At 65.6% G+C, this 11908-nt stretch carries 10 protein-coding genes; 7 read left to right on the top strand and 3 right to left on the bottom strand.

The genetic code is table 11. The features are described from left to right. Positions 1 to 134 precede the first annotated feature (134 nt). Positions 135 to 1289, bottom strand: a complete 1155-nt coding sequence (locus tag Q0L25_RS04860) for an acyl-CoA dehydrogenase family protein (protein ID WP_296612051.1) — start codon at positions 1287 to 1289, stop codon at positions 135 to 137. A gap of 142 nt (positions 1290 to 1431) precedes the next feature. Between Q0L25_RS04860 and Q0L25_RS04855 the strand changes: the two genes are divergently transcribed. The 5 genes from Q0L25_RS04855 (at position 1432) to Q0L25_RS04835 (ending at position 7446) form a co-directional block, all read left to right on the top strand. Then, a complete protein-coding gene (locus Q0L25_RS04855) occupies positions 1432 to 2433 on the top strand; it encodes a fumarylacetoacetate hydrolase family protein (RefSeq protein ID WP_296612049.1) in 1002 nt (333 codons plus the stop codon). A gap of 237 nt (positions 2434 to 2670) precedes the next feature. Continuing rightward, on the top strand, positions 2671 to 3957 hold the full coding sequence (locus Q0L25_RS04850; RefSeq protein WP_296612047.1) for a 3-methyl-2-oxobutanoate dehydrogenase (2-methylpropanoyl-transferring) subunit alpha: 1287 nt from the start codon (positions 2671 to 2673) through the stop codon (positions 3955 to 3957). Between the two features lie 244 nt (positions 3958 to 4201). Beyond that, positions 4202 to 5206 carry an alpha-ketoacid dehydrogenase subunit beta gene (locus Q0L25_RS04845; protein ID WP_296612232.1) on the top strand — a complete coding sequence of 335 codons (1005 nt, stop codon included), beginning with the start codon at positions 4202 to 4204 and terminating at the stop codon, positions 5204 to 5206. 6 nt (positions 5207 to 5212) lie between these two features. After that, positions 5213 to 6529, top strand: a complete 1317-nt coding sequence (locus tag Q0L25_RS04840) for a dihydrolipoamide acetyltransferase family protein (protein WP_296612046.1) — start codon at positions 5213 to 5215, stop codon at positions 6527 to 6529. 95 nt (positions 6530 to 6624) lie between these two features. Then, positions 6625 to 7446 carry an EF-hand domain-containing protein gene (locus tag Q0L25_RS04835; RefSeq protein WP_296612044.1) on the top strand — a complete coding sequence of 274 codons (822 nt, stop codon included), beginning with the start codon at positions 6625 to 6627 and terminating at the stop codon, positions 7444 to 7446. Positions 7447 to 7474: 28 nt separating this feature from the next. On the opposite strand, the gene Q0L25_RS04830 is transcribed toward Q0L25_RS04835, so the two are convergent. Continuing rightward, positions 7475 to 8440, bottom strand: coding sequence for a hypothetical protein (locus Q0L25_RS04830; RefSeq protein ID WP_296612043.1), 966 nt, complete (start codon positions 8438 to 8440; stop codon positions 7475 to 7477). A gap of 119 nt (positions 8441 to 8559) precedes the next feature. On the opposite strand from Q0L25_RS04830, the gene dapF reads away from it, so the two are divergent. Then, positions 8560 to 9519: a diaminopimelate epimerase gene (gene dapF / locus Q0L25_RS04825; protein WP_296612041.1), complete on the top strand. Its 960-nt coding sequence runs from the start codon at positions 8560 to 8562 to the stop codon at positions 9517 to 9519. A gap of 79 nt (positions 9520 to 9598) precedes the next feature. Here the strand turns inward: dapF and Q0L25_RS04820 are convergent, their stop codons facing one another. Next, positions 9599 to 10441 carry a DnaJ domain-containing protein gene (locus Q0L25_RS04820; RefSeq protein ID WP_296612040.1) on the bottom strand — a complete coding sequence of 281 codons (843 nt, stop codon included), beginning with the start codon at positions 10439 to 10441 and terminating at the stop codon, positions 9599 to 9601. A 289-nt stretch (positions 10442 to 10730) separates the two neighbouring features. Between Q0L25_RS04820 and Q0L25_RS04815 the strand changes: the two genes are divergently transcribed. Continuing rightward, positions 10731 to 11861 (top strand): OmpA family protein, encoded by a 1131-nt coding sequence (locus tag Q0L25_RS04815; protein WP_296612038.1) that lies wholly within the window; start codon positions 10731 to 10733, stop codon positions 11859 to 11861. Positions 11862 to 11908 lie beyond the last annotated feature (47 nt).

Below are 11908 nucleotides of genomic sequence, written 5' to 3'. Positions count from 1 at the left end.
CTTCTTGGAACGCGATTGGAAGATCGGGTATGGAGCGTCAAGAGGCCGCAACGAAATAATCGCCGTTCCGGTCGATACAGGAATTGCGGGAGCACCGGGGCCTGCCCCCGCGACCTTGGAAGTGGGACGGCGCCTTACAGCGACCGCCCGATCAATTCCTTCATGATCTCGTTCGTCCCGCCGTAGATTCGCGACACGCGTGCCGCCCGCCACATCCGCGCGATCGGATATTCGTTCATGTATCCAGCGCCGCCGTGCAACTGGAGGCATTTGTCCATGACCTCCCATTGCAGCTCGGTGTGCCACAGCTTCGCCGCCGCGCCCTCGGTCGGGGTCAGCTCGCCCTTCAGGTGCCGTTGGATCGCCCAGTCGAGATGCGCCCAGCCGACCTGCAGCTTGGTGGCGAGGTCGGCGAGCACGAAGCGCGTATTCTGGAAATCGAACACCATCCCGGCGAACGCCTTCCTCGTCTTGGTGAACTCGACCGTCTCGTCGAACGCCTTTTGCGCCGATGATTGGGTGCCGATCGCGATCGACAGGCGTTCCTGCGGCAACTGGCTCATCAGATAGATGAAGCCCTTGCCTTCCTCGCCCAGGCAATTGGTCATCGGCACGCGGACGTCCTCGAAGAACAGTTCCGACGTGTCGGCGGCGTCTTGCCCGATCTTGTCGAGCTTGCGGCCGCGCTTGAAGCCTTCGCGGTCGGCCTCGACCAGAATGATCGACATGCCCTTATAGGCGGGCTTGGCGTCGGGATCGGTCTTGGCGACGACCAGCACCAGGTCGGCGTTCTGGCCGTTGGTGATATAGGTCTTGCTTCCGTTGACGACATAATGATTGCCGTCCTTCCTGGCCGAGGTGCGGATCGCCTGGAGGTCGCTGCCGGTACCCGGCTCGGTCATCGCGATCGCGGTGATCGTCTCGCCCGAGACGAGCCGCGGCAGCCACTGCTTCTTCTGCTCTTCCGAGCCATAGGCTTCGAGATAGCCGCACACGATGTCGGATTGCAGCGAGAAGCCGGCGGGAACGCCGATATAGGACATCTCCTCGTCGACGATGGCGTTATAGCCGAAGTCGAGCCCCAGCCCGCCATATTCTTCCGGCACGGTCGGGCACAGCATCCCGATCTCGCCCGCCTTGCGCCAGAATTCCTTGGGGACCAGCCGGTTGTGCTCCCATTCGTTGACGTGCGGCACGCCTTCCTTCTGCAGGAAAGAGCGGACGGTCTGACGGAACGCCTCATGATCCTCGTTATAGGCGAAACGGCCGGGAACGCTGTCGGGGGTCATCATCCTCTCCTTAGGTCCTTGATTGAAACCTTTCGGCCAAGGTGCGGGCAGTTTACGCAACCGTCAACCCGAACGCGCCGTCCCGGCTTTCGCGCAGCCCCGAAATGGGTCTAAGGCGGGCGCAACGTTTTCAGGAGAGCGCATGAAACTCGCCAGCCTCAAGCACGGCCGTGACGGCAAACTCGTCGTCGTGTCGACCGACCTCGCCTGGTATGCCGATGCCGGGCATATCGCGCCGACACTGCAAGCCGCGCTCGATGATTGGGATCGCCTCTCGCTCGATCTCCGCAATCTGCAGACCGACCTCGATCATGAGGTGATTCCGCGCATGCGCTTCCACGAGCATGACGCGGCGTCCCCACTGCCGCGCGCCTATCAATGGGCCGACGGCTCGGCCTATGTGAACCATGTCGCCTTGGTCCGGCAGGCACGAAACGCCGAAATGCCCGAAAGTTTCTGGCACGATCCGCTGATGTACCAGGGCGGCTCGGACGGATTTCTCGGCCCGCGAGACCCGATCCCGCTCGCCGACGAAAGCTGGGGCTGCGATCTCGAGGGCGAAGTCGTCGTGGTGACCGGCGACGTGCCGATGGGCGCGACGCGCGAACAAGCACTCGAAGCGATCGTGCTTGTCGGCCTGACCAACGACGTCAGCCTGCGCAACCTGATCCCGGGCGAGCTCGCCAAGGGATTCGGCTTCTTCCATTCCAAGCCGGCCAGCGCCTTCTCGCCGGTGTTCGTCACGCTCGATTCGCTCGGCGACTGGTGGCGGGACGGCAAGCTCCATCGCAAGCTGATGGTCGATCTGAACGGCGAACCGTTCGGCCGCGCGGAAGCGGCGGAGGACATGACCTTCGATTTCGGGACGCTCGTCGCGCATGCAGCCAAGACGCGGAAGCTCGGGGCGGGGACGATCATCGGCTCGGGCACCGTCTCCAACCGCGATGCGGATGGCGGCCCTGGCAAACCGATCGCCGATGGCGGCGTGGGTTATTCGTGCCTTGCCGAATTGCGCACGGTCGAGACGATCCGGACGGGGGAGGCCAAGACGCCGTTCCTCAGGAAAGGTGACACGGTCCGCATCTGGGCAGAAGACGATCGTCATCATCCGATCTTCGGGGTGATCGAACAGACGGTGGAATAGAATCGTCGCCCCGGCGGAGGCCGGGGCCGCTGGCAGTATCGCTTTTATCTCCAACGATCCCGGCCTCCGCCGGGATGACGTCCTTTTTGCACCTGATATCCGCTCTGCCCAGCCCGGTTGCCGGGCGGTATGCCGACCCGCTCCACGCAAGACTCGCCAAGTCTGTTGAAATTTTATAACAACGGCGCAAAGGCCGCGCCGAAGCGTTGTGGCGCTTGAGTCGAACTTGGAGAGAGCATGGCCAGCGAGCATCCGCGCGCCAATTTGAAGCCTTTGTCGCTGCACGTGCCGGAACCCAAATTCCGTCCCGGCGACACGGTCGATTTCAGCGAGGTCGACGTGCCTCCGGCCGGTTCTGTCCGGCGGCCCGACACTGCCGACAAGGCGCAGAGCTTCACCGACCTCGCTTATACGATGATCCGGGTGCTCGACGAGGATAACCGCGCGGTCGGGCCGTGGGACCCCAAATTGTCGCCCGACGCGATGCGCCGCATGCTCCGCAACATGGCTTTGGTCCGCGCCTTCGACGAGCGCATGTTCCGCGCCCAGCGCCAGGGCAAGACCAGCTTCTACATGAAGAGCCTGGGCGAGGAGGCGGTGTCGATCGGCGCGGCCGCCGCGCTGGCCGACGATGACATGTGCTTCCCGAGCTACCGCCAACAGGGCATCTTGATCTCGCGCGGCTGTCCGCTGGTCGACATGATGAACCAGATCTATTCGAACAACGGCGACAAGCTGCAGGGCAAGCAGCTGCCGATCATGTATTCGGAACGCCGCTTCAGCTTCTTCTCGATCTCCGGCAATCTCACCACCCAATATCCGCAAGCGGTCGGCTGGGCGATGGCCTCGGCCTCGCGCGGCGACACGCGGATCGCCTCGACCTGGTGCGGCGAGGGCTCGACCGCGGAAGGCGACTTCCACTCGGCGCTGACCTTCGCGACGGTCTATCGCGCGCCGGTCATCTTCAACGTCGTCAACAATCAATGGGCGATCAGCTCGTTCTCCGGCTTCGCCGGGGCGGAAGCGACGACCTTCGCCGCGCGGGCGATCGGCTATGGCATTGCCGGCCTGAGGGTCGACGGCAACGACGCGCTGGCGGTCTATGCCGCGATGTCCTGGGCGGCCGAGCGCGCGCGGACCAACCAGGGCCCGACCCTGATCGAGCATTTCACCTATCGCGCCGAGGGCCATTCGACCTCCGACGACCCGACGCAATATCGCTCGGCGGGCGAGCCCAATGCCTGGCCGCTCGGCGACCCGGTGACGCGGCTCAAGGACCATCTGATCGCGATCGGCGAATGGGACGAGGAGCGCCACGTCGCGCAGGACAAGGAACTCGCCGAGATGGTACGCGACGCGCAAAAGGAGGCCGAGAAGAACGGCATCCTCGGCCACGGCCTGCACCAGCCGCTCGATAGCTTGTTCGACGGGGTGTTCGAGGAAATGCCCTGGCATCTGCGCGAGCAGCGCCAGATGATGATCGACGAGGAACAGGCATCGGGGCGGCCATGGGCGCGGAAGTGATGCAAATTTCCCTCTCCCCTTGGGAGAGGCGCGGTGGGTGGACAGCGCCCCGCGCTGTCCAGACCATGCCGGGGGCATGGTCGACCCACCACGGGGCCCGCTCGGCGCAGCCGAGGGGGAAGGGTGAGGGCGACGCGCCGACCTCGACCCTCACCCTTCCGGCGCTACGCGCCTCCCTCCCTCTCCCAAAGGGAGAGGGACTATGAGCGAGACCATGACGGCCGAATCCCAGACCACCACACGCATGAACATGATCCAGGCGATCAACTCGGCGCTCGACGTGATGATGGCGCGCGACCCCGACGTGATCGTGATGGGGGAGGATGTCGGCTATTTCGGCGGCGTGTTCCGCGCGACCGCCGGCCTGCAGAAGAAATATGGCAAGACCCGCGTGTTCGACACGCCGATCACCGAATGCGGCATCGTCGGCGTCGCGGTCGGTATGGGCGCCTACGGGCTGCGGCCGGTCCCTGAGATCCAGTTCGCCGATTACATCTATCCCGCGCTCGACCAGCTCGTGTCCGAGGCGGCGCGGCTGCGCTACCGTTCTGCCGGCGAGTTCATCGCGCCGATGACGATCCGATCGCCTTATGGCGGCGGCATTTTCGGCGGCCAGACGCACTCGCAATCGCCCGAGGGCATCTTCACCCACGTGTCCGGCGTGAAGACGGTGATCCCCGCGACGCCCTATGACGCCAAGGGGCTGTTGATCGCGGCGATCGAGGACAACGATCCGACGATCTTCTTCGAGCCCAAGCGCATCTATAACGGCCCGTTCAACGGCCATTGGGACCGCCCGGCGGAGAATTGGTCGAAACACCCCGGCGGCGAAGTGCCCGATGGCTATTACAAGGTGCCGCTCGGCAAGGCGAACGTCGTCCGCGCCGGCGAGGCGCTGACCATCCTGTGCTACGGCACGATGGTTCATGTCTGCCAGAAGGTGGTCGAGGAAGCCGGGGTCGATGCCGAGATCCTCGACCTGCGCACATTGGTCCCGCTCGACATCGAGGCGATCGAGCAATCGGTTGAGAAGACCGGCCGCTGCATGATCGTTCACGAAGCGACCCGCACCTCGGGCTTCGGCGCCGAATTGTCGGCGCTCGTCCAGGAGCGTTGCTTCTACCATCTCGAGGCCCCGATCGAGCGCGTCACCGGGTTCGACACGCCATATCCCCACAGCCTCGAATGGGCCTATTTCCCCGGCCCCGTCCGCATCGGACAGGCGCTCAAGAAAATTCTGAAGGACTGACGCGCGATGGCACGTTTCGAATTCCGCTTGCCCGACATCGGCGAAGGCATCGCCGAGGCCGAGATCGTCGCCTGGCACGTCAAGGTCGGCGACACGGTCGAGGAAGACCAGCAACTCGCCGACATGATGACCGACAAGGCGACGGTCGAGATGGAATCGCCGGTGGCGGGGACCGTCGTCAGCCTGGCGGGCGAAGTAGGCGATCAGATTCCGATCGGCTCGACCTTGGTGGTGATCGAGGTGGAAGGCGAAGTCCCGGTCGAGACCAAGGCCGAGGAAGTTGCGGAAGAGATCGAGGCGGAGACTCCGGGCGCGGCCGATGCCGCGGGAGAAACGCCAGCCTATGAAGTCGACTCTCCCCTCCCGCTTGCGGGAGGGGCCGGGGGAGGGCGTGTCGTCACGCCCGCCGCCGCCATCGAACAGACAAGCCCTCCCCTAACCCCTTCCGCAGGCGGGAGGGGAACTCCAATCCTCGCGTCTCCCGCCGTGCGCCAGCGCGCCAGGGACCTCGGTATCGACCTCTCGCAGGTAAAGTCCGATGGCGATCGCATCCGCCACGCCGATCTCGACGCCTTCCTGCGCTACGGTTCGGGCCAGGGCTACCACGCCCCGCACGCCAGCCGCGCGCGCGAGGATGAGACGATCAAGGTTATCGGCATGCGCCGCCGCATCGCCGAGAATATGCAGGCGGCCAAGCGCAACATCCCGCATTTCACCTATGTCGACGAGATCGACGTGACCGCGCTCGAGGAGATGCGCGCCGATCTCAACGATAATCGTGGCGGCCGGCCCAAGCTCACCATGCTGCCGTTCCTGATCGTGGCGATCTGCCGGACGCTGCCCGACTTCCCGATGCTCAACGCGCGCTATGACGACGAGGCCGGCGTGGTGACGCGCTCGGGCCGGGTCCATCTCGGCATGGCGACGCAGACCGATGCCGGACTCACCGTGCCGGTGATCCGCGACGCGCAGGACAAGAACGTCTGGCAGCTCGCGACCGAGATCGCACGGCTGGCAGAGGCGGCGCGCGCCAACAAGCTCAAGCCCGACGAGATGGGCGGCGGCACGATCACCGTGACTTCGCTTGGCCCGCTCGGCGGCATCGCGACGACGCCGGTGATCAACCGGCCCGAGGTCGCGATCATTGGTCCCAACAAGATCGTCGAGCGCCCGGTCTTCCGCGGCGACGATATCGTCCGCGCCAAGCTGATGAACCTGTCGATCAGCTGCGACCATCGCGTCGTCGATGGCTGGGATGCGGCGAGCTACGTCCAGCATTTGCGCAAATATCTCGAGACGCCGGTCCTGCTGTTCGCCGACTGAACTGACGATGCCGGTCGGGCCGTAACGGCCCGACACATTTGTGCGACAAAACGCGCCTAGCGTCTCGCCTCGAGGGTCGGGGCGGAGTATCGGCGATGGGCTTCTGGTTGGGATTGATGCTGATGGCTGGCGGGCAGGCGGTGCCGCCGGTGCCGCCTTTGGCTGGTAAGCTGCCGGACGAAGACAAGCCTGCCGGAGCCCCGCCGGAGCGTCCACGCGGACGGCTATTCATCAGCCCGATGGGCGAGCCGTTCCGCGGCGCCGATCCGGTGGGGATGTGGTTCGACGGAGCCGACACCAATCACGACGGCGTGTTGACGCTCGCCGAATTCACCGCCGACGCGGACCGGTTCTTCCAGCGGCTCGATCGCGGGCATGACGGCGAGATCGACCCCGACGACATCGACTATTACGAGACCGTGCTCGCGCCCGAGATCCGAACCGGCGGCGAGGGCGGTATGGCGCCCGGCCGGCCGGGCGGGGGGCCGCGTCGCGGCGGCGGTGGCCGACGCGGTGGTGGCGGTGGCGGTCGCGGCGGCGGGTCTATGGGCGGCGGAGGTGGCGACGGTCCGTCGAGCAGCAGCGGCACGCAGCCACGTTATGCCGACGTCAAACGCGGCGCGGCGCGCTTCTCGTTCTTCGATTATCCCGAGCCGGTCACCGTCGCCGATACCAATTTCAATCGCGGGGTCGATCCCAGGGAATTCCGCGAGGCCGCGGCGGATCGCTTCGCGATGCTTGACGCCAACCATGACGGCAAGCTCACTCGCGCCGAATTGCCCAGATTGAGCGCGCCGTCGGTCGGTCAGTTCGGCGGCAAGGGCAAGAGGCGAACCGGCAAGCATGGCTGGCGCGGCGACGGCGCCGGCAACGGCTCGCCCCCGGCGGACAAGGATAGCGGCGACCCCGCGCCCTGATTTGCAGAACGACTACGGGTCGGAAGCGCTAGCGGCCGTCGAGCAATCCGGTTTCGGTCATCTTGCGACGCGCGTCGGCGACCAAGGCAGTCTGCTCCCTGGTCGCGTCGTTCCAATCGGTGATCGTCCGGTTGAACGTGCCGATATCGCCCTGGTTGTAGAACATGAACTGGCTGCCCATCGCCTGCCAGCGATGGGTCGCGAGGAAGGTGCACAGCCTGCCGCCGATCTCGAGTTGCCGGCGCTGCAATTCGCTCGACCGCCGCATGTTGCTCAGGTTGATGTTCAGGCCTTTGTCGAACGCCTTGATCAACTCTCTTCGCGTCGCTTCGTCTGCGACGATTACGCCGAGCCGCGTATGTACCCGCGCGATCGCTGCGGTGACGCGGCGATCCGATTGGTCGATTTTCGGTTCGACGCGAACGAACCGCGCGCAATCCTTGAGCATCGCCGGCGTGTTGCTGACCATATAGGCGTCGTGGAGCCGGTCCATGCCCATCACCCGGAACATCGCCTCGCGCTGATGCCGTTCGGACGTCATGTCGCGAAGGAAATCGAACATCGTCCGCGTGATCGGCCCAGCCCTCATGCCCGGGGGCAGGCGAGGCTCGCCCGTCTCGTCGATGCGGATGCGCCGTACGTTCGCGGCATCGATTCTTAGCGCGATGTTGGCATAGGCGATCGCGCCGGCAATGATCAGCAGGGCGACTCCCCACAGGACCGCCGCTACGCCGATTTTCCAACCGGTCGTGGCGTGGCGGAGCGTCAGAAACCATGCCCCGCCCCAGACCAGCGCGGCCAGTATCGTCGCCGCCGCCAGCGCGCCCGCGCCATGCGCCGATATATCGACTGGCGACAGGTTGATCGCGACGATCGCGATCAGCAGGATTGCGCCGGCACCCGCCAGCATCGCGATCCATGGACGGCCGTCGGATTGCTCGAGCGCCGCTTGCCATTCGTCGAGACCTTCGTCTCGCCATGCCGACGATATCATGTGCAGCCCCCCTTGCCCCGTCGGCACAATGTCGCGCGCCGCGGCAGGCGGCAAGAGGCGAGCGCTGCATCGGCATCCTACGGTTTGAACCGCGCGCGTGACGGCGCTACAGCGCGGCGATGCGGTTCGCGTTCGTCAAATGCCATGGCTCGGGCAATGATTTCCCGATGATCGACGCGCGCGCCATCGCGTTGCCGGACGCCGCCTGGGCCCGGGTCGCGCTGGCGCTGGCCGATCGGCGCGGGCCGGTCGGCGGCGACGGATTGCTGCTGCTGACCGCGGGCGACGCACGCCACGATTTCGGTTTCCGCATGTTCAACAGCGACGGGTCGGAAGCCGAGACCTGCCTCAACGGGCTGCGCTGCGTCGCGCGCGCCGGGTTCGAAGCGCTGGGGATCGACCATGCGCACGTCCATCTCAAGACTTCGGTGGTCGAGGTGGGGCGCGACCCCGATCTCGCGCCCGGCGTGGTGACGATTCGCGAACTGGCCGGTCCGGCATCGCTCGACATCGCCGAATGGCCGATGGCGATCGGCCGGCAACAGAATGTCCAGATGACGATACCCGGATTGCCCAGCGCCCGGCCATTCACTGCGGTCTCGATTCCCAACCCGCATCTGATCGCGTTCGTCGATGCGGTCGACGAACAGGAGCTCGTGGAGATCGGCCGGGTGTGCGAATCGGCGCCCGACTGGCTGCCCAACCGCGCCAATGTCAGCTTCGTCGAAACGCGGCCCGGCGGGTTGTTCGTGCGTACCTTCGAACGCGGTGTCGGGCTGACCGACAGTTGCGGCAGCGCCATGGCGGCGTCGACCTTTGCCGCATGTCTGACCGAGCGCGCGCGCTTCGATACCGAAATCACCGTCTGGAACGCGGGCGGATTGATCAGGGCCTGTGCCGATCCCGATGGCATGGTCCGCCTATCGGGCAATGCCACCTACGAATGGGAAGGATCGGCCGATGTCGATCTCGATCGCGCCTTGGCCGGCGAGCTCGTCGTGACGCGGCATTTCAACGACGAGATCGCTGCCTGGGCGGGCGTCGCGGACCATGCCATCGCGGTGTCTCGACCGGCCTGATCGATCCGTTTGGAAATGCGCCGCGGGTGCACTTCGCAGTGCCCTTGAACTCGCTCTACCGCGCGTTTTCAAACGGTCTCTAACGCCTTTTTGAGACGGAGGATGTTCGGCGAAGCTGGGCGTGAATTTGACCGAGGCGCGCCGTCGCGGCCGTGGCCGGGATACCCAGCCGCACGTAGCGTGCCGCCGATGCCGCTGTGTCGCGCCCGGCCGCGATATCGAACGCCGCGCAGAAATCGTCGGATTCCCAACGCGACAGGTCGATCGCGCGCTGGGCGCAAGCTCTGCTGTACGCCGCGACTCCCTTTCGGCCATCGCGGCGGACGACGCGCCCATATTGGCGGACGGCAAGGCGGATGGTCGCGCCGTCGATCCGCGGAACGGCGACCGGCGCCGGGATGGACGACGATGTCGACGGCGACGTCGGGACAGCCGGGCTCGCGGCAGCGCCGGTGGCGCCGAATCCGGCGGGCGTGAGCAGCCGGCGGACCTGGCGGAAACTCGACCGCGTGAAGCTCGCCGCCGACCCGCCGTCGCCGCCGGGCAGCATTGCCGCGACCTGTCCGGGCACCCCAGGCAGCGTGATCGCGACAGCGGGCAGGCCGACAAAGGCGAGGATCAACACCAGCGTCGTGCCGGCGCCGCGACGCGGCGGCATCGGATAGGGCGACGCCCAGCCGGGGCGTGTCTCGTCGTCGGGCGGGGCCGCCCGTTCCAGGTCATAGGCGATGCGGCGGTTGCTATTGCCCAGCACCGCCCAGGCGGCATTGAACGCCCGAGTGCGCTCGGCGGCGTCGGGCACATCCTGCGCCGTGTCGGGATGGTATTTGCGCAACAACGCCTTCCACGCGGCGCGGATCACCGCTTCGTCCGCGTCGGGTGCTACGCCGAGCATGGCATAATAATCGGGCGCCGCCGCCATCGCCGATATCTGCGCCTAAAAGACGAAGTCGGCAAGCGTCGGAAGATCGTTCCCGCTCCTGGCCGGTCGTGCCGTCGGCGCCGTCGATCAGACGTCCGGAGCGGCTCGTGGCCACGCATATCTTCGGCCATGCCGGCAAACGTGCCGCGAAGCCCCAAACCGGCGGAAAACCGGGTGAAAGTGTTGCTTCGCCGCCACAGCGATTCAGCTTTGTTTCGCTTGCGTGGAAACGAACCTTTGAGTAGGGAGTTTGCGCTGTCCGTAGTGACAACCGTGAAAGGGGATACAGATGCGCAAGCTTGCCATTGCCGTGGCGCTCGCTTCAACCGCACTTGCGACGCCCGCGCTTGCGCGCGACAAGGCGTGGTATGTTGGCGTCGAAGGCGGCGCGATGATTGTCGAAGACATTCACTTCGATATCGGGGCGACTCCAGACGCCATGAAGATCGACCATAACTACGGCTATGACGTCGGTGGTATGGTGGGTTACGACTTCGGCATGTTCCGGGTCGAAACCGAAGTTTCGTACAAGTCCGCCAATGTCGATGCGATCAGCTCGAGCCTTCGTATTCCGGCGTATAACAGCGCCGGCGCGCTGGTTCAGTCGAACGCCGGCAGCTATGGCTATGCCGGTGGCAAGACCACCGCGCTGAGCTTCATGCTGAACGGCATGCTCGACTTCGGCGACGATGACGGCCTGCAGGGCTTCGTCGGCGGCGGTGTCGGTGTCGCTCGCGTGAAGGCCGACAAGTACGCGCTCAACACCTACGGCTCGTTCCTCGACGATTCGGACACCGTGTTCGCGTGGCAGGCGATTGCGGGTATCCGCGCGCCGCTGACCAGCCATATCGACGCGACGCTGAAGTATCGCTTCTTCAACGCCGAGAACGTCAAGCTGGTCGACGTGACCGGCCGCACGCTGGACGGACGTTTCCGTACGCACAGCATCCTGGGCGGCTTCACCTACAATTTCGGCGAACCGCCGGCTCCGCCGCCGCCGCCGCCTCCGCCCCCGCCGCCTCCTCCGCCGCCGGAACCGCCTGCGCCGCCGCCTCCGCCGGCCGTGGTCTGCTCGCCGGGACCGTTCATCGTGTTCTTCGAGTGGGACAAGTCGGATATCACGCCGGAAGCGGCGTCGATCCTCGACAACGCGATCAGCCAGTATGCGAACTGCGGCAATGCCCAGGTCATGCTCGCCGGTCACGCGGACCGTTCGGGCTCGGCCAAGTACAATATCGGTCTGTCGCAGCGTCGTGCCGACGCGGTGAAGGCCTATATGGTCGCCCATTCGGTTCCGGATGGTGTCATCAGCGAGCAGGCGTTCGGCGAGAGCCGTCCGCGTGTCGAGACCGCCGATGGCGTCCGCGAGGTCCAGAACCGTCGCGTGGAGATCACTTACGGTCCGTCTTCGGGCCAGTAAGTCTCCAACGACTGGAAAGAATTGGGGAGGTCGGTTCGCCGGCCTCC

It is taken from the genome of Sphingomonas sp. (assembly GCF_024508665.1).
GTDB lineage: Bacteria > Pseudomonadota > Alphaproteobacteria > Sphingomonadales > Sphingomonadaceae > Sphingomonas.
The sequence above is the reverse complement of the archived record's forward strand: the minus strand, read 5'-3'. Positions and strand labels throughout refer to the sequence as shown.